Here is a 21,543-nt window from a genome sequence, read left to right on the forward strand (position 1 = left end):
TATTTCCTAAACCGCTATTTGCTGTGAAAGAATGTCCGCAATCACGAGGTCTTTTTTATAAGGAGAGACGTAATGGGTCGAGGTTTATTACAAAAACTGGTTTTGGGAGTGGCGACGCTACTGCTTTTGGCGGGTTGTGATAATGGTCCTAAACAAGAAGTGCTGTCGGGTGCAACCATGGGCACCAGTTACAACATTAAATATTTGGTTGAGGGTGACCTTGCATCCCCGAGTGAGCTTCAGCAGCAGATTGATGACTTACTGGAACAGCTGAATGCACAGATGTCGACTTATAAAAAAGACTCAGAGCTGAGCCTGTTTAACCGCTCTCGAAGTTTAAAACCTTTTGCCGTTTCTGCGGAAACCGCACTTGTGGTTAACGAAGCGATTCGTTTAAGTCAGCTTACCGATGGCGCTCTTGATGTCACTGTAGGCCCACTTGTTAATTTGTGGGGCTTTGGCCCTGAAGCGCGCCCAGATAAGCGTCCAACCGAGGCTGAGCTTGCAGAGCGCCGCGAGATTGTTGGTATTGACTTTCTGGACGTGCAAAGCAGCTATTTAGTAAAGAAAATTCCAGAGCTTTATGTCGACCTATCGACGATAGCTAAGGGGTGGGGGGTTGATGTCGTCGCCAACTTCTTAGAGTCGGAAGGCATCCACAATTACATGGTTGAGATTGGTGGTGAGCTTCGCTTAAAAGGGGTGAATGCAGAGTTAAATCCTTGGCGAATTGCGATAGAGAAGCCAACGGCCAATGGCGAGCGCCAAGTGCAACTTATTGTCCAACCTGGTGACACGGCTATGGCCACGTCGGGTGATTATCGTAACTATTTTGAAGAAGACGGGGTTCGCTATTCACACATCATCGACCCAACCACAGGCAAGCCAATCAACAATAAGGTTGTGTCCGTTACGGTTCTTCACTCTTCTGCAATGACCGCCGATGGCCTCGCGACAGGCTTGATGGTGATGGGCGATGTGGATGGGATTAATATGGCTAATCAGCAAGGCATCGCCGTATTAATGGTGGTTAAGACGCAAGACGGGTATAAGCAGGTTCATACCGACGCATTTGCTCCTTACTTGCCAAAGAGCTAACGACTGTAATAAGCTAACAAACCTTACCCGCCAGTGATTAACCACGCTCGGTGTGGAAGCCAGAATTAAGAGAGAAACTATGACCACATTTCTATTAGCCTTTGGCGCATTTATGTTAGTGATACTACTGATGTCTGTCGGGTACATTTTCCAGAAGAAAGTTGTAAAAGGCAGCTGTGGCGGGTTAGGCGCTGTGGGCATAGACAAAGTCTGTAATTGCCCAGAGCCGTGTGATGCTCGTAAAAAGCGAGAGGCGCGAGAAGCCGTGAGAGCCGCAAAACTGGCGCAGTGGGAAAAAGAGAAAATTCTTTAAACCACCACAAACAAGCTATCCATGACACAACGGATCATCCAAAAAAGATGATCCGTTTGTTTTTTTAGGTCATAATACTGTATTAATAACCAGTTAGTCGACCTTTGACTATGAGTGAAGCCCTTAGAAAAATCATTCATATTGATATGGATTGCTTTTACGCGGCCGTTGAGATGCGTGATAACCCTAAGTTGCATGGTAAGCCCATTGCTGTGGGCGGTCGTGAACGCCAACGTGGGGTCATTGCGACCTGTAACTATGAGGCTCGCGCGTTTGGGGTACGTTCTGCGATGGCGACTGCGCAGGCGGTAAAACTGTGCCCTCAACTGGTTGTGGTGCCCGGCCGAATGGATGTGTATAAATCCGTCTCTAAACAGATCCGCAAAATTTTTGAACAGTACACGTTACTTATCGAACCGCTATCGTTAGATGAAGCGTTTCTCGATGTGACCGACTCACCACATTGTCGTGGCTCCGCTACCCTAATGGCTGCCGAGATCCGTCAAAAAATTTATGATACAACAGGACTGACTGCCTCCGCAGGGATTGCACCATTAAAGTTTCTTGCCAAAATAGCCTCAGATGAAAACAAACCCAACGGTCAATGCGTTATTGCACCCGCCGATGCTCAAGAATTTATTGATCAACTCGATCTCAAGAAAATACCTGGAGTTGGGAAAGTCGGGATCACTAAACTGAATGCGGCCGGTCTGTACACCTGTTTAGACGTTCGACAAAGTGATTTTAGACAGCTGCTGACGCGATTTGGTCGTTTAGGGGCCTCGCTATGGCGAAAGAGCCACGGCATTGATAATCGAGGTGTAGTGACTGAGCGTGAACGAAAATCAGTCGGTGTTGAGCGTACGTTGAGTCAGAATATTTCTAGCTATGACGAGTGTTGGGCACTGATTAAGCATAAGCTGTTCCCAGAGCTAAAAGGTCGGCTTGAGAAAACAGAGCGAGAGATCATTAAGCAGGGGATCAAGCTAAAGTTTGACGATTTTCAATTGACCACCATTGAACATGGGCATCAAACTTTAGAACTGAGCGACTACAAAAGCTTACTAAGACAAGTGTTGGAACGTCAAAAGGGGCGAGAAATCCGTTTAATTGGATTGCACGTCACCTTGAAGCCGTTGGCACAAGCTCAGCAATTATCGCTTTTGTAGTGGGTTGTTCGGTTTCTTAAACGAGTAGCGTTTTAGGAATGCACCTTTACCTAAACTGTCCAACATCAGGTAGATATTCAAAACCGCCTTTAGCTAACTTCTTTTCAAGTTCATCGCGACTAATATCGTAATACGCGACTAACTGATCAAGTTGACCGCCAAAATCATCGCGTAACTTCATGTTGATTATGCTCATCAACATCACAACATCCATGCTTTCAAATTTAGCCAAATCCATCACTTAGACCTTATCTTCAAAGTCAGAAATAAACAGGTTAGCGGCTGCGAATGCGGCTTTCTCGCGAACGGTAAGTGGTAAGCTGTCGTCGCTGGCAATATCATTAAGTGATTTTAGTGCGCAGGTAATGGCTTGTGGAATATAGGCTTGGTCACCACTGCCGATTTGAGCGTAGAGTTCGCGGACGAGATCGCAACAGTCGTAAATTCTCATAAAGAGTTCCTTAGTCTTTGTCTAAAAATATTTATACCAATCGAAGTCATTAACGGGTGAGGTCATTGCTTTGGTTGGTATCAGATTAAGCGTAAAAAGTTGAGCCATTAAAAAAGGCCAGTTTCGAGCGCTCGAAGCTGACCTTTTTGGTCAATCATTCTGCGTTACGCGAATTGCGCTTGCAGATGCTCAACAATTTGTTCCATCGCGATAGGTGTTTTGTCACCAGTACGACGGTTTTTGTATTCGAAGTTACCTTCTTTCATCGAGCGATCACCAATGACGACAGTATGTGGAATACCCACAAGCTCGATATCGGAGAACATCACTCCAGGACGCTCTTTGCGATCGTCAAACAGCACTTCAATACCCGCTGCTGTTAAGTCGGCGTATAGCTTTTCGGCCGCCGCTTTAACTTCTTCAGACTTGTGCATGTTCATAGGGACAATGGCCACCTGAAATGGTGCAATCGCTTCTGGCCAAATCACGCCGTATTTGTCGTGGTTTTGCTCGATGGCAGAAGCTACTACGCGTGATACACCGATGCCGTAACAACCCATCTCTAAGATGGTGTTTTTACCGTCTGGACCGAGTACGCCACAGTTCATTTTTTCAGAATAGTTTTTACCAAGCTGGAAAATATGACCCACTTCGATACCGCGTTTAAGCGCGATAGTACCTTGACCACAAGGGCTTGGCTCGCCTTCAACAACGTTACGTAGATCTTCTACCTGACCGAGTTCAACGTCGCGACCCCAGTTAATGCCGAAGTAGTGCTTGTCATCCACGTTAGCGCCAGCACCAAAGTCACTCATTTTAGCGACAGTGCGATCAACGATGAATGGAAGTTTAAGGCCAACAGGACCCAGTGAGCCTGGACCTGCACCGATCAGCGCGCGGATCTCTTCTTCTGTCGCCATCTCTAGTGGAGAAGCAACTTGTTTTAGGTTTTCTGCTTTTACTTCGTTCAGTTCGTGATCGCCACGAATGATCAATGCGATGAGATCTGCATCAACCTCGTCTGAGGCTTTCACAAACAACGTTTTAACGGTTTTCTCGACAGGCAGATCAAACTGTTCTACCAACTCAGCGATGGTTTTGGCATTAGGTGTATCCACCAAAGTCATCTCAACAGTCGGCGCGGCCAGCTCTCCAATAGGGGCTAGAGCTTCTGCTTTTTCGATGTTAGCGGCATAGTCCGACTCGGTAGAGAAGGCGATGAGGTCTTCACCGCTTTCTGCTAGTACATGGAACTCATGTGAGCCACTGCCACCGATTGCGCCGGTATCAGCAAGCACTGGGCGGTAATCTAGGCCCATACGGTCAAAGGCTTTGCAGTAAGCTGCGTGCATCGCATCGTAAGACTTTTGCAGGCCGTTTTTGTCGATGTCAAAGCTGTATGCGTCCATCATGCTAAATTCGCGAGCACGCATTACGCCAAAACGCGGGCGACGCTCGTCACGGAACTTAGTTTGAATTTGGTACAGATTAAGTGGCAACTGTTTGTATGAGTTCACTTCGTTGCGAACAAGGCTAGTGACGACTTCTTCCGCTGTTGGACTTAGTACAAATGGACGCTGATGACGGTCAGATAGGCGAAGTAGTTCGGCGCCCATTTTTTCGCTGCGACCCGTTTCTTCCCATAGTTCAAAAGGTTGAACTACCGGCATAAGGATCTCAACAGCACCTGCATTGTTAATTTCTTCGCGAACAATGTTTTCTACTTTACGTAGAACACGTAAACCGGTGGGAAGCCATGTGTACAGTCCCGAAGCCAGTTTACGAATCATGCCTGCGCGTAGCATAAGCTGGTGGCTTATTACTTCCGCGTCATTAGGCGTCTCCTTTAGGGTAGAAAGAAGATAGTTACTGGTGCGCATTTATCTCATCCGTCAGTTAATTATACGTTAATAGTTTGCAGTCCAAATACCAATGCATCGGGCCACAAAGTTAGCCGCCTATAATAGCAGTCAATCCTTGCTGGCTAAAGGGGTAATTGAGGTGACAATGATCTGCTGCTCATGCACTTTAAATTGAACGTTTAGATGAAACAAATGCACACCGTAGTCATTGTTGTCGTCGGCATTTTTTTTATAGGCGGGTCTTGGATCTTGAGCGAGCACTTCGCGAATCACTTGTCTCTGGTGCTGGCCATCAGGTTGCTGATTTAGGGTTTTGCTTGCTGCAGGGCTAAACGCGACCTCCAATATGTCGGGCTCAGACTCTGCATAGCCACCTTTAGCATTAGCTACGCTGTCTGCATAAGGCAAATAGGGTTTGATATCGATAACAGGCGTGCCATTCACCAAATCAACGCCAGATAATTCGAGACTCACTTGTCCATTGGATTCTGATACCCCAGTGAGTTCGACCAACGACATACCTATATGGTTTGGACGAAACGTGGCACGAGACGCGAACACTCCGACTTTCTGATTACCTCCTAACCGAGGAGGTCTTACTCTAGGCTTCCACCCTTTGTCGATATTTTGATCAAACATAAATAGCAGCCAAATATGACTGAATTGACTGAGACCTTCGACAGCGAATAGGGTATTAGCTTCGCCAAGTAAATGAAGTTTTGCTTTGGCACTTGGCACCAAGGACGGTTGCCTAGGTACAGCAAATTTTTCTTGGTAAGGAGAGTCGATAATGCCAATTGGCTCGACGGTAAATTGGCTCATGTTGCGCCTATTTTTGCGTTGGATAGTGACATTATCGCCAATTTTCGACCAAAGAAAAGCCATTCTTAACGTCAAATTCAAATTCAAAATAATGATCTAGATCACGCTTTACTTGGAAGTTTGTTTGTTTTGTAAAATAGATAAAAAACCATAAAAATCGCTATCAATCATAGGGTTGAGTTAGGTGGTGTGTCATTTGAGAGTGGGGGCTGGTTGGAGTTTGTACAGCGGTGTTGATAAGAATTTATTTTTATACCTTTTCTTTATGGGGGTGGGCGCTATTCTTTGCAGCCTTCTGCACTAAGACAGAATGGATAATTATAAATAGGAGGAAGTGATGAACTCATCATCTTCGCAAACACAACAAGCACCAAAAAAGCCTCTATTTACACGCTTTCTCGATGGCGTGGAATACTTAGGTAATTTACTGCCACACCCAATCACACTTTTTGCAATCTTCTGTGTGGCTATACTCGTCTTATCCGGAATCGCTGGATATTTTGACGTTGCGGTAATGGACCCGCGCCCAGTGGGTGCACCAGGTCGTTCAGCTGATGGCATGATCGAAGTCGTTAGCTTACTTAACGCAGATGGCCTTAGACTCATCGTAACCAACCTCGTCACTAACTTCACCGGCTTTGCTCCTTTGGGTACAGTGCTCGTTGCTATGCTAGGTGTGGCGATTGCAGAGCACTCAGGTATGTTATCTGCTGCAATGCGTGGCATGGTTATGGGCGCGTCACAACGCATGGTTACTGTTGTGGTGGTGTTTGCCGGTATTATCTCTAATACGGCTTCCGAGCTTGGCTACGTGGTATTAATTCCTCTGGCAGCGATGCTCTTCCATTCTTTGGGCCGTCACCCTCTAGCGGGTTTAGCGGCTGCGTTTGCTGGTGTATCGGGTGGATACTCGGCAAACCTTCTGATTGGTACTGTTGATCCACTGCTATCTGGCATTACAGAAACCGCAGCGCAGATGATTGACCCTACCTATACCGTTGGCCCAGAGGCGAACTGGTACTTCATGTTCATCTCTACATTCTTTATCTCGTTTATGGGCGCATTCGTAACCGAGAAAATCGTTGAGCCTAAACTGGGCAAATATAATGATGAAGAAGCTTCCGAAGATTTGTCTCAAGATACGATGGGTTCACTCACCGCGATCGAGAAGAAAGGTCTAAAAATGGCCGGTATTGCGGTACTAGCAGTGAGTGTATTACTCGCTCTTACTATCGTTCCTGAAAATGGCGTACTACGTCACCCAGAAACCGGACTGGTTGCTGGCTCTCCCTTCCTAAGAAGTATTGTTGCGTTCATTTTTGTGTTCTTTGCAATCCCTGGCTTTGTCTACGGCAAGGTAACGGGCTCAATGAAAACAGACCGTGATGTGATTGATGCGATGGCAAAATCTATGTCTTCGATGGGGCTGTACATTGTACTGGTGTTCTTCGCGGCTCAATTTGTTGCCTTCTTTAGCTGGAGTAACTTTGGACAAGTATTTGCGGTAGCCGGTGCAGACTTCATTCAGTCTATCGGTCTTACCGGCCCGGCACTGTTTTTCGCGTTCATCTTAATGTGTGGTTTTATCAACCTTATGATTGGGTCGGCATCCGCACAATGGGCTGTTACTGCTCCTATCTTTGTCCCAATGTTAATGTTGGTGGGTTACGCACCTGAAACGATCCAAGCGGCATATCGTATTGGTGACTCAACCACAAACATTATCACGCCAATGATGAGTTACTTCGGACTGATCCTTGCGGTCGCAACGCGTTATATGAAAAATCTAGGTATAGGTACATTGATTGCAACTATGTTGCCTTACTCAGTCTGTTTCCTAGTTGGTTGGAGTGTTCTCTTCTACCTTTGGGTATTTGTGTTTGGCCTACCTGTCGGTCCAGGTTCAGCGACGTTCTACACGCCATAACCCTAAATTGATGAATTAATTCGAAATTAAACGCGGCTTAGCCGCGTTTTTTTCGTTTATATTGGGGGGCGTCAAGCGGTTGATGTGGTACTCTGGCGAAAGGTGTGCTCATTAAATCGACTAAATACAATATCTATTTGAAAAAATGAATAATAACGTCCGAAAACGCGTTCACTTTTTGTTGCTGCTGATTACGTTTGTGCTTGGTACACTCTATTATCAAGTGGAACATAAATTAGTGACTCAATCAGCCCTTATTTCTCTAAACAGTCGTACGGACATTGTGAACCGCTATTTAAACTTACTGAGTGTGAGCGAAGAGAGCATCCGTAGTACGGCCGAATATGCGTTTGCACGTCGCTACTGGGTAAGCCGTTTGACAGAGTTCGAATCACTACTTAAGCCTTATCCATCGTTAGGGATAAAAGGAGTCGCTTTTTCTGAGCTAACGAAAGGTGTGGATGTTGAAATTCAAGGATCGTTCAGTGCACTTACCGATGTAGAGTTAGATCACCCCGACACTCTGAGTGAACTAAAAGTCATACTAAGCCTTAATCCACAACTAGAGACCATCATTAGCGATCCTTTGGTCAATCACGTGTACTACTTGTCGGCGAAGCGTTTTTTATATGTGTTACCAGAGCTTCCATTTGAGTCGTATAGAATTAAACCACAAATGTATGAAAGCCACTTTTGGACCCAAGCGCTACCAGAAAACAACCCTAAAAGAGACACCTTTGTATCACCGGTTTATAGAGACGAGGTGTCTGGGAGCACCATGGTGACGTATGTCAATCCACTTGATGACATAGAGGATTTTGTAGGCGTGATCGCGTATGACATTAACACGCAAAACTTACTATCGCTGATTGCCGAGCCCTTAAACGTGGGTCAAAGTTATCTTTTGGATGCGACGGGCCAAGTCGTTGACGTTAATGATGCTATGCAGCCATTCACTGAAATTTCACAATCCGCTATTAGCAATACTCATAAGGCGTTTGAAGTAAATTCGAGCGGGTATTTTTACGGGGCGCCATTGATTGAAGACAGCAAACACCAGCAATTGGTTTTTGTACACAAAATTTCACACCGGCAACTTAATCTTTTAGCCATGGAGAGCTCAGTCAAATTTTGGCTAGTGCTACTTGGACTGTATGTTCTAACGGTAACAGCTCTGCGAAAGCACGCCACAGCCCAAGCAAGTCAGCGCCTAATGATGATCGACCCACTGACGGGAGTGCTCAATAGACGTGGCTTTGAAAACCAAATACGTCCATCGTTAGATAAAATACAAAATGGCGGTGATAATTACGCGATCTTGTTGGTGGACATTGACCACTTTAAGAGAATCAATGATGAGTATGGGCACGATGTTGGCGATGAAATCTTAAAGTTGGTAGCACTGCAATTGCAAAACAGTTTACGTGGTGATTGTGAGCTTGCACGCTGGGGCGGTGAGGAGTTTATCGTGTTCGTCCCTCAAGGCGATGGCCCGCTAATAGAGAAAATTGGCCAAAGACTCAGGCGAGCAGTATCTACTCATCAAAGTAGTCATATTTCGGACATCGTCTCGGTAAGTGTCGGGGGGAGTATCGGAGTGCAAGCCAATGACCTCGAACAATGCATCAAGCGAGCCGATACTGCGCTATATAAGGCAAAGCAGCAAGGGCGTGACCAAGTTGTTGTGGTTTAATTGCCAGGCAATATCGCAGTCATAATGGTGAGGGTTGCTTCGGTTTAACGGAAAAAAGGCTGACAATGTCAGCCTTTTTTACTACAAATTGTTATGGGTTATTATGGCTGTTACCAACCTTTTACTACGCCGCCTTGGAAGATTTCTGACGCTGCGTTGTACACTTCATCAGACTGGTAAGCCTTGACAAAGTTTTGTACATTTTCTGCATTCAAATTTTCTTCTCGTGACACAATAAGGTTTACATAAGGTGAATCTTTGTCTTCAACAAAAATACCGTCTTTTTGTGGCGTTAGGTTGATTGAACTGGCGTATGTCGTGTTAATGATCGACAGGGCAACATCGTCTAGCGAACGAGGCAATTGAGCCGCATCAAGCTCTACAATTTCGATGTTTTTAGGGTTCTCTTCAATATCGCGCACTGTAGCAAGCAGACCGGCACCTTGTTTAAGGGTGATAAGGCCTTGCTGCTCAAGAAGAAGTAATGAACGACCAAGATTCGTTGGATCATTTGGAACCGCAATGCGATCGCCTTCATCAATGTCGTCTACACTGGTGACTTCTTTTGAGTAACCCGCGATTGGGTAAACAAAACTGTTACCAGCAATAGCGAGTTTGTATCCACGATCCGCAACTTGCTGATCTAAATAAGGCTTATGTTGAAAGGCATTAATATCAACAGAACCATCATCCAGAGCTGCATTTGGCGTTACGTAATCGGTGAATGTAACCAATTCTACGTCAAGATCGTATCGCTCTTTTGCAATTTTGGCTGCAACTTCAGCTACTTGTGCTTCAGCACCTGCCATCACACCGACTTTGATTTTTGACATGTCTTCAGCCTGATCACTACAACCTGAAAGCAGCAGAGCTGAGGTTGCTGCAAAGGCAGCCAAAATGGTTTTTGGACTAAATTTCATAACTATCTCCGTATAATTTTAATTATTAACTTATCAATTTTTAACGATGATCCACGCGGCGAACTAACGCGTCACCAATCGACTGGATCACTTGAACTAAAACAATCAGCATAACGACTGTCACCGCCATGATCACTACATCGTAACGGTGAAATCCGTAACGTATTGCGACATCACCAAGACCGCCACCACCAACCGTCCCCGCCATTGCCGAATAACTCACTAGGGTCACTAGCGTAATGGTGACAGAGTTTAGGATGGTTGGCAGTGCTTCAGGCAATAGAACCTTGCGAATGATTTGATAAGGTGTCGCACCCATAGATTGTGCGGCTTCAACAAGCCCGCTTGGGACTTCCAATAATGCCCCTTCAATCAAGCGAGCGACAAAAGGAATAGCACCAATGGTTAATGGAACAATGGCTGCTGTCGTGCCGATAAAGGTGCCAATCAAAAGTTTGGTAAAAGGAATGATTGCAACCATCAATACCAAAAACGGCACAGATCGCCCAATATTTACGATGGCGCCAAGTACTTTATTTAGACGAGGATTTTCAAGCAATCCACCTTGTTTTGTGGTGTGTAAAATCACCCCAAGTGGAATGCCTACGGCAAAGCCAACGAGACCCGATACACCCACCATGTACAAGGTTTCCCATGTGGCTTTAAGCAATAAATTGCCATTTTGGCTTAACCATTCACTTAGAATTTCAAAGGACATAGCCAAGTACCTCTACTTTTACTTTGTGTTGTTCTAGAAACGCGATAGCAGCTTGATCGTCTGATTCAGAGCCAAATAGTTCAGCGACCATCATGCCGAACTTAACGCCACCGGCGTAGTCAAGATCCGAACTTAGAATGGAAATATCAATATTAAACTGGCGTGCTATCTGGCTGATGAGTGGTGCATCCACAGTATCGCCAGTAAACTCTAAGCGGACCAAAGGGTGGCTCCCGACTGCGCGTTGCTGTTGCAGTTTTGCTTGGTAATCCTCAGGAATTGAGAGATCCAATGTGGAGCGGATAAATTGATGTGCTAAGTCTGTTTTGGGGTGAGCGAAAATTTCGCCGACACTGCCTTTTTCAACCAATTCGCCATCTCCAATGATGGCCACTTGGTGGCAAATGTTTTTTACGACATCCATTTCGTGGGTGATCAGCAAAATGGTGATGTTGAGCTTGCGATTGATCTCTTTAAGTAGTGCCAATATTGATTGCGTGGTTGCCGGATCCAGTGCGCTGGTGGCTTCGTCGCACAATAATACTTTCGGATCCGATGACAGAGCACGTGCAATGGCTACACGTTGTTTTTGCCCACCACTAAGGTTTGATGGGTACACATTGTGTTTATCTTCCAACCCAACGAGTTTAAGTAGCTGCTGGACCTTCTCTGAGATACGCTCATTTGCGACTCCAGCCAGTTCGAGCGGCAAGGCGATGTTTTCAAACACAGTCCGAGACGACAGCAAATTGAAGTGCTGGAAAATCATGCCGATGTTTTGACGTGCTTGGCTTAGTTGCGATTTGCTCAATGCCGTCAAGTCTACGCCATCAACAATAACAGAGCCTTGTGTGGGAGCTTCCAAAAGGTTAACGCAGCGAATGAGCGTGCTCTTGCCTGCTCCCGATGCGCCAATAACACCAAAGATTTGCCCTGCAGGAATGTGCAGATCTATCTCTTTTAGGGCGTGTATCGGAGTTTGACCTTGGTAAAAGGTTTTATTTACGTTGTTTAATTCGATCATCGCACTGCCTAACCAGTAGAAAATGTTGAGCAATCTCTCAATATGTAGTGGATGCTAGGGTGTAATGTGATCTAAGTCAATAGATATTTTTACGTCTAGACGTCTAAACGTTCAGGAAGTCATTTGCCATTGGTTTCCCACCATAAAGCATGCGATAATTTTCCAATCAAATAGTTTCCAAGAGCAATGTCAATCCCATGAGTAAGTCTAGGCTACAACCTGCTGTGTTTTTAGATCGCGATGGTGTCATCAATGTCGATACTGGCTATGTGCACGATGAGCACGACTTCGAGTTTATCGATGGTGTGTTTGAGTCGGCCAAAGCGTTAAAAGAACGTGGTTACCTAATTGTGGTCGTCACTAATCAATCTGGCATTGCCAGAGGGTACTTCACCGAAGATCGATTTTTATCGCTCACTCAGTGGATGGATTGGAACTTTGAAGACAATGGTGTCGAACTGGACGGGATTTACTACTGTCCACATCATGCTGAAAAAGGAGTGGGTGACTATAAGGTAGACTGCGATTGTCGCAAACCCAAGCCTGGAATGTTTTACTCAGCGCAGCAATTTTTGAATATTGATTTAGAAAACTCAGTGATGGTGGGTGACAAGGCTGACGATATGCGCGCCGCACAGGCTGCGGGAATTGGTACCAAAATTTTGGTTCGAACTGGGAAAGCGGTCACTGAGGAAGCTGAAGCTCTTGCGGATGTCGTGTTGGATAGCATCGGCAATGTGGCTGATTACTTGAGCTAATTAATGTAGTGGCATTAATTTTTGACTGCCGTACATGAGTGTCCGGTTTTTTTAATCGAAACGACTGGTGAGTCAAATGCGGCGATTCAAATACTAAAAAAGTACTAAGAGACAGTACGAAAGTGTAAAATTCTATTAGCGAGGGGGGCTACCTCTCGCTTTTTAGATGGAAGTCTCTATATTGATGGCACGTTCCCTCGTTCGATAAAAATGCCACTTGATGATTTCTACCTCTTTATTCAAACCGCGTGACCTGCATCGTAGCTTGCAAGTGTTTGCGCTGCTTTTTAGCGTTTTTAGTATGACTGCACAGGCAAACAATGTTGCTGCAACAGTTTCCCCTGTAGAGCAGTACGATGTCACTCAATCGCTCAATCTTGTTGGTAAACTCGCTGCAAGCCGCTCTGTAGATATCACCTCAGAAGTCACCGCAAAAGTAAAAAATATCTCGGTCAGTGCCAACCAATATGTTGTCGCAGGGCAGCCTTTGATTGTGCTTTCCGATGATAAAGCCACGGCGTCTTTGCAAGAATCGACCGCCTATTTATTGAATGAAAAGCGGAAACTTTCCGAGTACGAACGTTTGTTCAGCCGTGGTGCGATAACCCAAACGGAAATCGAAGCCCAAAAAGCCAACGTCGATATTGCGATTGCGCGTCAGTCGGCGGCAAAGGCTAATTTAAGCGACCATCAGCTAAACGCCCCTTTCTCTGGTCATATTGGCTTGGTCGATTTAAACCCAGGGGAGTTTATTAGTGTAGGACAACCACTTTTGACGCTCGATGACATGAGCGAAATGGAGTTGGATCTGTTGATCCCAGAACGCTACCTTTCACAACTAGTGATTGGTATGGTCGTAGATGTTCAAGTTCAGGCTTGGGGAAACCAAAGATTTGTTGGTACCGTGGATGCCATCGATACACGAGTGAATCCAGAAACACTAAACATAAAAGCGCGGGTTAAAATTTCTAATCCAGACAGTAAACTGAAACCAGGCATGTTAAGCGCTGCCACATTAACGTTTGCTCCCGAACCTGTCGCCATCATCTCAGTACAATCACTGGAGTATTCTGGCACCAAGCGTTATGTGTATCGGGTGGTCGACGGTAAAGCCCAGCGAACAGAAGTCAAAGTCGGTGCTCGAGTAGACAACCGCGTGGTCATTGAGAGCGGCATTGAAATCGGCGAAGTCATTGTTGTAGAAGGGTTGGTTAACATGCGAGATGGCGTTGCCATTAAAGAAGTCGCAGCGGAGTCTCCCTAGTGTTGTTATCGGATATCTCAATTAAGCGTCCAGTTGCCGCAGTCGTGCTTTCACTGCTGCTGTGTGTGTTTGGCCTTGTGTCATTCAATAAGTTGTCGGTTCGGGAAATGCCTAACATCGATAGCCCAGTCGTCTCGATAAACACGCGATACGATGGTGCGTCGGCAACCATTATTGAAAGCCAAATTACGACTGTACTTGAAGAACAATTGTCGGGCATCAGTGGTATTGACGAAATCAGTTCGACGACTCGAAATGGGTTCTCGCAAATTACCATCACTTTTGAGCTTTCCTACGATCTTAATACGGGCATCAGCGATGTGCGAGATGCCGTTGCACGTGCGATGCGGATGTTACCTGATGCGGCAGATGACCCTATTGTGTATAAAAACAACGGGTCAGGGCAGGCGTCTTGGTACGTAAACTTAAGCTCAACGGTTCTCGATAGGCAGCAACTTACCGACTATGCTGACCGAGTCTTATTAGACAGGTTGAGCTTGATCTCCGGTGTAAGCTCGGTAAATGTGTCTGGGGCGTTATACCAAGTGATGTACGTGCGCCTTAAGCCAGTATTAATGGCTGGTCTTGGGGTGACCGTGTCCGATATTAGTGACGCTTTGCGACGCGAAAATGTGGAAGCACCAGGAGGCGTGGTGCGCAACGATTTGACCACCATGTCTGTTCGAACCGCGCGTACCTATCAAACCGCTGAAGACTTCCAATATTTGGTTGTAAAAACCGCATCCGATGGCTCACCGTTATACCTTAAAGACGTGGCGGATGTGCATGTTGGGTCTAAGAACGAAAACTCCATGTTTCGCAGCGATGGTGTCGTGAATGTTGGTTTAGGGATAGTGCCACAATCTGACGCTAACCCGGTGGAAGTCGCTAAACTGGTGCATAAAGAAGTTGATGATATTCAACAGTTTTTACCAGAAGGAACGCGTTTTCATATTGATTACGATTCCACCATATTCATAGAGCGCTCCATTGAAGAAGTGTATAGCACACTGTTTATCACTGGCGGGTTAGTGATTTTGGTGCTGTATATATTTATTGGGCAGGCTCGCGCTACCTTGATTCCAGCGATAACGGTACCAGTGTCATTAATATCATCGTTTATTGCGGCTTACTATTTTGGCTTTAGTATCAACTTGATCACATTAATGGCGCTTATACTCGCCATTGGACTGGTGGTGGATGATGCCATTGTGGTGGTTGAGAATATTTTCTCTCACCTAGAAAAAGGCGAAACGCCTTTGGTCGCAGCCTTTAAAGGGACACGTGAAGTAGGGTTTGCGGTTATAGCGACCACGCTGGTGCTGGTGATGGTGTTCTTACCGATTTCTTTCATGGATGGCATGGTTGGATTGCTGTTTACCGAGTTTTCGGTGTTGTTGTCTATGGCAGTGATTTTTTCTTCATTGATTGCTTTGACTCTGACCCCAGTGTTAGGCAGTAAGCTGCTGAAAGCAAAATCGGCTCCCAATCGTTTTACCCAAGCGGTTAATCATCTGTTTTCTATCATCGAAAACGGATACAAAGCGTTGTTGAGAAAAATCATTCCTCTTAAATGGTTAGCGCCACTGATAATATTACTCAGTGGTGGCGGCGCGTATGCATTGTTTGGCCAAGTGCCGAGCCAATTGGCCCCATCGGAAGATAGGGGCGTGATCTTTGCCTTTGTTCGAGGCGCAGATGCCACCAGTTACGACCGAATGTCGACCAACATGGACATTGTCGAAAATCGTTTGATGCCTCTATTGGGACAGGGCTTTTTAAAATCTTTCAGTGTAGAAAGCCCGGCGTTTGGTGGTTCAGCAGGAGACCAAACGGGGTTTGTAGTGATGATCCTCGAGGATTGGAACGACCGTGAAATTAGTGCTCAACAGGCTCTGGTGGAGGTGCGCAAAGCACTCGCAGATATAACGGATGTTCGAGTGTTTCCTTTCACACCAGGCTTTCGAGGCGGATCGAGCGAGCCAGTACAGTTTGTGTTAGGAGGAGCTGATTACGACGAGTTGCAACAGCATGCTGAAAAACTAAAGTTAATCGCTGAAGACTCTGAGTTTATGTATGGCGCAGAAATCAATTACTCTGAAAAAACCCCAGAGTTAGTGGTGAGTGTCGACAGGCAGCGAGCTGCTGAGCTGGGTATTTCAGTGCGTGAAATTTCAACCACGCTAGAAGTGATGCTTGGGGGAAAAACCGAAACCACCTACGTTGAACGCGGCGAAGAGTATGATATTTATCTACGAGGTGATGAGGCCAACTTTAATAGCGCAACGGATCTTAGTCAGATTTACATGCGCACCTCCTCGGGCGATTTGGTGACACTGGACACCATCACTCAGGTGGATGAAGTGGCGTCATCTATTCGTTTGGCGCACTACAATAAAATGAAGTCTATTACCTTAAGCGCCAACCTTACCGATGGTGCGACATTAGGTGAGGCGTTGGATTTTCTTGATCAGCAAGCCTTGGATCATTTACCTAGAGATATTGCGATCAGTTATTCAGGGGAGTCTAAAGACTTTAAGGAGAACCAATCCAGTATCGCTGTCGTGTTTGCGTTAGCGTTGTTGGTTGCTTACCTGGTATTGGCTGCCCAATTTGAGAGCTTTATCAACCCTCTAATCGTCATGTTTACTGTGCCGTTAGGCATTGTTGGTGGACTGATAGGGCTGGTTGTCATGGGGCAAGGGCTGAACTTATACAGCCAGATCGGAATGATCATGCTTATCGGTATGGTCACCAAAAATGGCATACTGATTGTAGAGTTTGCCAACCAATTGCGCGACCAAGGGTTGAGCTTTGATAACGCAATCGTAGAAGCCGCTGCTCGTCGATTACGTCCTATCATGATGACGGCCTTCACGACATTGGCGGGGGCAATCCCATTGATTCTATCCACCGGCGCGGGTTATGAAAGTCGAGTCTCTGTTGGTACGGTGATCTTTTTTGGAATGGCTATCGCAACCGTCATCACGCTAAGTGTTATTCCCGCCATGTATGCATTGATGGCTCGTTCGACACGTTCGCCAGGTCACGTTGAGAAACAACTTAAAGAGCAACTCGCTAGTGAAGTCGTGAGTCGCACAACACACTAATTGAATAGGCAGCATCGTAATGGATGCTGCCTATTAATTTTATTTGTAGTTGACGGCATACCGAGTCGGTTTGTGGTTCATCCACAAAATGATATTGATGGCGATAGCCGCCCCAATAGACCAGGCGATTTGTACCGGTGAAATAAAGTATAGTGACGCTACCAGAATGGAAGCATCAATAACCAGCTGCGTCTTACCTACCGAGATTCCCGTCTTGTCTTGAATCACTAAACACAACACATTAGATCCACCAAGGCTGGCACGGTGTCGAAATAAGATCAGTAGTCCTAGGCCAATCAACAGTCCGCCAATGATGGCACTGTAGGCAATATGGAGATTATCAAACTGGACAAAATGATGCAGATTATCGGTAAAAATAGAGACTAGGGTGACTGCGATTAAGCTGTTTACAGTGAAGCGAGGGCCAAGACGCGACCAAGCCAAAAAGTAAAACGGTACGTTAATCAAAAAATAGGTGGTACCAAAACTTAGCGGTGCAAACTGATTAAACAGTAGGGCAAGACCCGCCGTTCCACCAACAACCATTGAAGAGGTCTTAAGAAAAAAGATGCCTTGCGCGACAAGCAGGGTGCCGGTCAACATTGCGGCACAATCTTCCATAAAAGTGTGTTTTTCCATTTTGTTTTTACAAGTTGATGCGATTTAGCGCGAGATTCTAGTGAAACTTGCGGTGAGTTAGAAGTTTTTTGAACTTTTAAAATTCTGTTTAGGTGTTTACTCAGATTTACACATTGTGTGTACAAGCCACTGTTTTTTCGGTAAGTGTCTGATGTGAAATGCTAAGCATCAATTTCCTTTGATTGCATCATGAATAAACTTCATGCAATTATGTTGAATATAGGGGTTTCTGCATCTAACCAAATTCGGTAGAATCCACTCAACTATTATTGAACCGAAAACGTTTGCGTCACTGAGAAAAGTGCTAATAATCGGTTTTTCGGTTCTAAAGTCGTTTACTCTGATTCAGGAGAGAGAGATGTTAAAGCGTGATATGAACATTGCAGATTACGATGCAGAATTGTTCGCGGCTATTCAGGAAGAGACTCAACGTCAAGAAGAGCACATCGAGCTAATCGCTTCCGAAAACTACACCAGCCCACGAGTGATGGAAGCTCAAGGCTCTCAGCTTACGAACAAGTATGCTGAAGGTTACCCAGGCAAGCGTTACTACGGCGGTTGTGAGTATGTAGATAAAGCCGAAGCTCTTGCTATCGATCGCGCTTGTGAGCTGTTTGGTGCTGAATACGCTAACGTACAGCCACACTCAGGCTCTCAAGCCAACAGTGCGGTTTACATGGCACTGCTTAACCCAGGTGATACTGTGCTAGGTATGAGCTTGGCGCATGGTGGCCACTTAACGCACGGCTCTCCAGTTAACTTCTCTGGTAAGCACTACAACGTTATTCCTTACGGTATCGACGAAGCAGGCCAAATTAACTACGACGAGATGGAAGCGCTAGCTCTAGAGCACAAACCAAAAATGATCATTGGTGGTTTCTCAGCGTATTCGCAAGTTGTTGATTGGGCGCGCATGCGTGAAATCGCCGATAAAGTGGATGCGTACCTATTCGTCGATATGGCACACGTTGCCGGATTGATTGCAGCGGGTGAATACCCAAGTCCTGTAAAACACGCACACGTTGTCACGACCACAACACACAAAACATTGGCAGGCCCTCGCGGCGGTCTTATTTTGTCTGATGCTGGCGAAGACATGTACAAGAAACTGAATTCTGCTGTTTTCCCTGGTGGTCAAGGCGGTCCTTTGATGCACGTTATCGCTGCGAAAGCAGTGGCGTTTAAAGAGGCGATGGAGCCAGAATTTAAAGCCTATCAAGCACGCGTTGTGAAAAATGCGAAAGCGATGGTGGCTCAGTTCCAAGAGCGTGGATACAAGATTGTGTCTAACAGCACTGAAAACCACTTGTTCCTTGTTGATCTGATCGACAAAGACATCACGGGTAAAGAAGCGGATGCTGCGCTGGGTGCTGCAAACATCACGGTGAACAAAAACTCTGTACCTAATGATCCTCGCAGTCCTTTTGTCACTTCAGGTATTCGTGTTGGTACTCCTGCAATTACTCGTCGCGGCTTTACCGAAGCAGACGCAGTAGAGTTGGCAAATTGGATGGCTGATGTTTTGGATAACATCGACAACCAAGACGTGATCGAAGCGACTAAAGCGAAAGTGCTTGATATTTGTAAGCGTCTACCTGTTTACGCTTAATCGAAAAAGCAAATGATAAGGGGTCATGGCAACTGCCATGACCCCTTTTTTAATGTTTGCTATTTTGTTTGGCGGGCTATTTCTTGCTGATGCTGATCAAAGTGCCAGATTTACAGCTAAACGAGTAGTATCGGTTGCTCTCGCTAAACTTACCCAGACCTTCACCGTCGCAGTAATCGAGGTTGATATCACGCATCACGTCGAGTGTTTTTTCGTTTTGTAAGGCGAATTTAGAGCCGTCTGAACAGATGATACGAACGCGTCCATCATCAGAGACTGAATAGACGTCGACTTCTGTATTACACAGCTCGAAAGAAGCTTCACGGTAGTTGTCTTGCGTCGTTGGGGTGTTCATACAGCCAGCAAATAATAACACTGGAATAAGTAGGGCAAGTTGCTTCATTGTATCATCCTTGTTAATTACATCTTGCTAACAAGCATAATCAATAGTGATGAAAAAAGAAAATGAAGTTCTCAGATATTAAAACGGGGTGATTGGTTTCTTACCAACACCCCGTGCTTGTCACACTATTGAGAAGTGGTTATTTCACTTCTTCGCCTTTTGCTTGCAGATCGGCATGGTATGAAGAGCGCACAAATGGACCACATGCAGCATGAGTAAACCCAAGCTCTAACGCGATCTCTTTAAGCTCTTCGAATTCTGCTGGTGGCACATAGCGCTCTACCGGTAGGTGATGTCGACTAGGCGCGAGGTATTGACCCAATGTCAGCATAGTGACGCCGTGCGCTCGCAAGTCCTTTAACACCTCTACAATCTCTTCCTTGGTCTCACCCAAGCCCATCATTAGGCCCGACTTCGTTGGGATGTCAGGGTGCTGCTGCTTAAACTTCTTCAGCAGATCTAAAGACCATTGATAGTTAGCGCCTGGGCGAACTTTTCGGTACAGACGAGGTGCTGTTTCTAGGTTGTGGTTAAACACATCGGGTGGACACTCTTTTAACTGATCGAGTGCTTTGTCCATGCGGCCGCGAAAATCAGGGACCAGTGTTTCGATTTGAATGTTTGGGCTGAGTGCGCGGATCTCGCGATTACAATCAGCAAAGTGCTTTGCACCGCCATCACGAAGGTCATCACGATCGACTGAAGTGATCACCACATAGCGCAGCGCCATGTCTTTAATGGTTTGTGCAAGCTTAGTTGGCTCTTGCGCTTCTGGAGGAAGCGGACGGCCATGAGCAACATCACAGAAAGGACAGCGCCTTGTGCAGATGGCACCCAAAATCATAAAGGTTGCGGTGCCGTGATTAAAACATTCAGCTAGGTTGGGGCATGAGGCCTCTTCACACACCGAGTGAAGATTGTTTTTGCGCATTGCCGATTTAATGTCTTGAATGCGCTTACTGTCACTTGGTAGCTTGATTTTCATCCATTCAGGCTTGCGTAGCATTTCCTTAGGCGCAGTTTCGACGGTTTTAGTTGGGATCAATGCCATTTTATCGGCGTCGCGATACTTAACCCCTTTCTCCATTTGAATCGGTTTGCTCATGCTAAAACTCTTGTTGTGTGCTCGACGGATTGATAATCAAGCTGTGATGTTAACTGTTGCAGTAGATCTTGTGCAACCTTATCTATGTCTTGTGGGCCACCTAATTGTGACACCTGAACCATCTCCATCCCTTGGTAACCACAAGGGTTAATACGCAAAAACGGTGACAAATCCATGTTTACATTCAGTGCGAGGCCATGAAAGGAGCACCCTTTGCGTATACGCAGCCCTAACGAAGCAACTTTTTTACCGTCAACGTAAACACCTGGCGCATCTGGCTTAGCTGCAGAGTTGATGGCGTATTGCTTCAGGGTATTGATGATGATGGTTTCGATGTGTGTAACCAGTTCACGAACTCCCATGTTTTTGCGGCGTAAATTTAGCAAAAAATACACCACTAATTGACCGGGTCCATGATAGGTCACTTGCCCCCCTCGATCGCTTTGGACAACAGGTATATCGCCTGTTTCTAATAGGTGCTCAGCTTTACCTGCTTGCCCTTGAGTAAACACAGGATTGTGTTCAACAATCCATACCTCATCGGTCGTTTCGTCGGTGCGCGTATTGGTAAAATCGTGCATCGCTTGCCAAACAGGCTGATAATCTTGGCGTCCTAATAAACGTATAGTTAGGGCTTTTGGATCGGCTGGCATGTTTA

Annotated in this window: 20 protein-coding genes; 9 read left to right on the forward strand and 11 right to left on the reverse strand. The window is 45.8% G+C overall.

The window, feature by feature from the left end; all coding sequences use genetic code 11:
- Positions 1-72: 72 nt before the first annotated feature.
- The 3 genes from ST37_RS12615 to dinB all read left to right on the forward strand — a co-directional run bounded on the left by ST37_RS12615 (position 73) and on the right by dinB (position 2,580).
- Complete coding sequence (locus ST37_RS12615; RefSeq protein ID WP_084886919.1) at positions 73-1,098, forward strand: FAD:protein FMN transferase; 1,026 nt, start codon at positions 73-75, stop codon at positions 1,096-1,098.
- 79 nt (positions 1,099-1,177) lie between these two features.
- On the forward strand, positions 1,178-1,411 hold the full coding sequence (gene nqrM / locus ST37_RS12620) for a (Na+)-NQR maturation NqrM (protein WP_084886921.1): 234 nt from the start codon (positions 1,178-1,180) through the stop codon (positions 1,409-1,411).
- 110 nt (positions 1,412-1,521) lie between these two features.
- A complete protein-coding gene (dinB, locus tag ST37_RS12625; RefSeq protein ID WP_084886923.1) occupies positions 1,522-2,580 on the forward strand; it encodes a DNA polymerase IV in 1,059 nt (352 codons plus the stop codon).
- A gap of 46 nt (positions 2,581-2,626) precedes the next feature.
- Here dinB and ST37_RS12630 read toward each other — a convergent pair whose 3' ends face one another.
- From ST37_RS12630 to tsaA, 4 genes are all read right to left on the reverse strand, one after another.
- A complete protein-coding gene (locus tag ST37_RS12630; RefSeq protein ID WP_084886925.1) occupies positions 2,627-2,818 on the reverse strand; it encodes a DUF4250 domain-containing protein in 192 nt (63 codons plus the stop codon).
- A 3-nt stretch (positions 2,819-2,821) separates the two neighbouring features.
- Complete coding sequence (locus ST37_RS12635) at positions 2,822-3,031, reverse strand: YaeP family protein (protein ID WP_084886929.1); 210 nt, start codon at positions 3,029-3,031, stop codon at positions 2,822-2,824.
- A 164-nt stretch (positions 3,032-3,195) separates the two neighbouring features.
- Positions 3,196-4,911 carry a proline--tRNA ligase gene (locus ST37_RS12640; protein ID WP_084886931.1) on the reverse strand — a complete coding sequence of 572 codons (1,716 nt, stop codon included), beginning with the start codon at positions 4,909-4,911 and terminating at the stop codon, positions 3,196-3,198.
- A gap of 90 nt (positions 4,912-5,001) precedes the next feature.
- Positions 5,002-5,715, reverse strand: coding sequence for a tRNA (N6-threonylcarbamoyladenosine(37)-N6)-methyltransferase TrmO (gene tsaA / locus ST37_RS12645; protein ID WP_084888120.1), 714 nt, complete (start codon positions 5,713-5,715; stop codon positions 5,002-5,004).
- 337 nt (positions 5,716-6,052) lie between these two features.
- Here tsaA and ST37_RS12650 point away from each other — a divergent pair, with 337 nt between their 5' ends.
- On the forward strand, positions 6,053-7,642 hold the full coding sequence (locus ST37_RS12650; protein WP_084886933.1) for an AbgT family transporter: 1,590 nt from the start codon (positions 6,053-6,055) through the stop codon (positions 7,640-7,642).
- A 145-nt stretch (positions 7,643-7,787) separates the two neighbouring features.
- Positions 7,788-9,335: a sensor domain-containing diguanylate cyclase gene (locus ST37_RS12655; RefSeq protein WP_084886935.1), complete on the forward strand. Its 1,548-nt coding sequence runs from the start codon at positions 7,788-7,790 to the stop codon at positions 9,333-9,335.
- A 110-nt stretch (positions 9,336-9,445) separates the two neighbouring features.
- On the opposite strand, the gene ST37_RS12660 is transcribed toward ST37_RS12655, so the two are convergent.
- Genes ST37_RS12660 through metN form a run of 3 tightly spaced genes read right to left on the reverse strand, consistent with a single transcriptional unit; the run spans position 9,446 to position 11,997 of the window.
- Positions 9,446-10,255 carry a MetQ/NlpA family lipoprotein gene (locus tag ST37_RS12660; protein WP_084886937.1) on the reverse strand — a complete coding sequence of 270 codons (810 nt, stop codon included), beginning with the start codon at positions 10,253-10,255 and terminating at the stop codon, positions 9,446-9,448.
- Between the two features lie 40 nt (positions 10,256-10,295).
- Entirely contained in the window at positions 10,296-10,973 is a 678-nt protein-coding gene (locus ST37_RS12665) for a methionine ABC transporter permease (protein ID WP_084886939.1), read from the reverse strand.
- Positions 10,963-11,997: a methionine ABC transporter ATP-binding protein MetN gene (gene metN, locus ST37_RS12670; protein ID WP_084886941.1), complete on the reverse strand. Its 1,035-nt coding sequence runs from the start codon at positions 11,995-11,997 to the stop codon at positions 10,963-10,965. The genes ST37_RS12665 and metN overlap by 11 nt, the downstream gene beginning before the upstream one ends.
- Positions 11,998-12,194: 197 nt before the next feature.
- Here metN and gmhB point away from each other — a divergent pair, with 197 nt between their 5' ends.
- The 3 genes from gmhB to ST37_RS12685 all read left to right on the forward strand — a co-directional run bounded on the left by gmhB (position 12,195) and on the right by ST37_RS12685 (position 17,129).
- Positions 12,195-12,755 (forward strand): D-glycero-beta-D-manno-heptose 1,7-bisphosphate 7-phosphatase, encoded by a 561-nt coding sequence (gene gmhB, locus ST37_RS12675; protein ID WP_084886943.1) that lies wholly within the window; start codon positions 12,195-12,197, stop codon positions 12,753-12,755.
- Between the two features lie 301 nt (positions 12,756-13,056).
- Positions 13,057-14,019 (forward strand): efflux RND transporter periplasmic adaptor subunit, encoded by a 963-nt coding sequence (locus ST37_RS12680; protein WP_172400996.1) that lies wholly within the window; start codon positions 13,057-13,059, stop codon positions 14,017-14,019.
- Positions 14,019-17,129: a multidrug efflux RND transporter permease subunit gene (locus tag ST37_RS12685; protein ID WP_084886947.1), complete on the forward strand. Its 3,111-nt coding sequence runs from the start codon at positions 14,019-14,021 to the stop codon at positions 17,127-17,129. The genes ST37_RS12680 and ST37_RS12685 overlap by 1 nt, the downstream gene beginning before the upstream one ends.
- A 39-nt stretch (positions 17,130-17,168) precedes the next feature.
- Here the strand turns inward: ST37_RS12685 and ST37_RS12690 are convergent, their stop codons facing one another.
- The gene (locus ST37_RS12690) at positions 17,169-17,768 is read right to left on the reverse strand and encodes a YitT family protein (protein ID WP_084886949.1); all 600 of its coding nucleotides are present in this window, start codon (positions 17,766-17,768) and stop codon (positions 17,169-17,171) included.
- A 358-nt stretch (positions 17,769-18,126) separates the two neighbouring features.
- Here ST37_RS12690 and glyA point away from each other — a divergent pair, with 358 nt between their 5' ends.
- Positions 18,127-19,377 (forward strand): serine hydroxymethyltransferase, encoded by a 1,251-nt coding sequence (glyA, locus tag ST37_RS12695; RefSeq protein ID WP_084886951.1) that lies wholly within the window; start codon positions 18,127-18,129, stop codon positions 19,375-19,377.
- A 76-nt stretch (positions 19,378-19,453) separates the two neighbouring features.
- Here glyA and ST37_RS12700 read toward each other — a convergent pair whose 3' ends face one another.
- The 3 genes from ST37_RS12700 to lipB form a co-directional block, all read right to left on the reverse strand.
- Entirely contained in the window at positions 19,454-19,780 is a 327-nt protein-coding gene (locus tag ST37_RS12700; RefSeq protein WP_084886953.1) for a hypothetical protein, read from the reverse strand.
- A gap of 139 nt (positions 19,781-19,919) precedes the next feature.
- Positions 19,920-20,885 carry a lipoyl synthase gene (gene lipA / locus ST37_RS12705; protein ID WP_084886955.1) on the reverse strand — a complete coding sequence of 322 codons (966 nt, stop codon included), beginning with the start codon at positions 20,883-20,885 and terminating at the stop codon, positions 19,920-19,922.
- Positions 20,882-21,538: a lipoyl(octanoyl) transferase LipB gene (lipB, locus tag ST37_RS12710; RefSeq protein ID WP_084886957.1), complete on the reverse strand. Its 657-nt coding sequence runs from the start codon at positions 21,536-21,538 to the stop codon at positions 20,882-20,884. The genes lipA and lipB overlap by 4 nt, the downstream gene beginning before the upstream one ends.
- Positions 21,539-21,543 lie beyond the last annotated feature (5 nt).

It is taken from the genome of Vibrio sp. qd031 (assembly GCF_002100145.1).
Lineage (GTDB): Bacteria > Pseudomonadota > Gammaproteobacteria > Enterobacterales > Vibrionaceae > Vibrio.

Coding starts and splice junctions, on each gene's coding strand:
- ST37_RS12615 (WP_084886919.1), top strand. CDS start 73: ATGGGTCGAGGTTTATTACAAAAACTGGTTTTGGGAGTGGCGACGCTA.
- nqrM (WP_084886921.1), top strand. CDS start 1,178: ATGACCACATTTCTATTAGCCTTTGGCGCATTTATGTTAGTGATACTA.
- dinB (WP_084886923.1), top strand. CDS start 1,522: ATGAGTGAAGCCCTTAGAAAAATCATTCATATTGATATGGATTGCTTT.
- ST37_RS12630 (WP_084886925.1), bottom strand. CDS start 2,818: ATGGATTTGGCTAAATTTGAAAGCATGGATGTTGTGATGTTGATGAGC.
- ST37_RS12635 (WP_084886929.1), bottom strand. CDS start 3,031: ATGAGAATTTACGACTGTTGCGATCTCGTCCGCGAACTCTACGCTCAA.
- ST37_RS12640 (WP_084886931.1), bottom strand. CDS start 4,911: ATGCGCACCAGTAACTATCTTCTTTCTACCCTAAAGGAGACGCCTAAT.
- tsaA (WP_084888120.1), bottom strand. CDS start 5,715: ATGAGCCAATTTACCGTCGAGCCAATTGGCATTATCGACTCTCCTTAC.
- ST37_RS12650 (WP_084886933.1), top strand. CDS start 6,053: ATGAACTCATCATCTTCGCAAACACAACAAGCACCAAAAAAGCCTCTA.
- ST37_RS12655 (WP_084886935.1), top strand. CDS start 7,788: ATGAATAATAACGTCCGAAAACGCGTTCACTTTTTGTTGCTGCTGATT.
- ST37_RS12660 (WP_084886937.1), bottom strand. CDS start 10,255: ATGAAATTTAGTCCAAAAACCATTTTGGCTGCCTTTGCAGCAACCTCA.
- ST37_RS12665 (WP_084886939.1), bottom strand. CDS start 10,973: ATGTCCTTTGAAATTCTAAGTGAATGGTTAAGCCAAAATGGCAATTTA.
- metN (WP_084886941.1), bottom strand. CDS start 11,997: ATGATCGAATTAAACAACGTAAATAAAACCTTTTACCAAGGTCAAACT.
- gmhB (WP_084886943.1), top strand. CDS start 12,195: ATGAGTAAGTCTAGGCTACAACCTGCTGTGTTTTTAGATCGCGATGGT.
- ST37_RS12680 (WP_172400996.1), top strand. CDS start 13,057: ATGACTGCACAGGCAAACAATGTTGCTGCAACAGTTTCCCCTGTAGAG.
- ST37_RS12690 (WP_084886949.1), bottom strand. CDS start 17,768: ATGGAAAAACACACTTTTATGGAAGATTGTGCCGCAATGTTGACCGGC.
- glyA (WP_084886951.1), top strand. CDS start 18,127: ATGTTAAAGCGTGATATGAACATTGCAGATTACGATGCAGAATTGTTC.
- ST37_RS12700 (WP_084886953.1), bottom strand. CDS start 19,780: ATGAAGCAACTTGCCCTACTTATTCCAGTGTTATTATTTGCTGGCTGT.
- lipA (WP_084886955.1), bottom strand. CDS start 20,885: ATGAGCAAACCGATTCAAATGGAGAAAGGGGTTAAGTATCGCGACGCC.
- lipB (WP_084886957.1), bottom strand. CDS start 21,538: ATGCCAGCCGATCCAAAAGCCCTAACTATACGTTTATTAGGACGCCAA.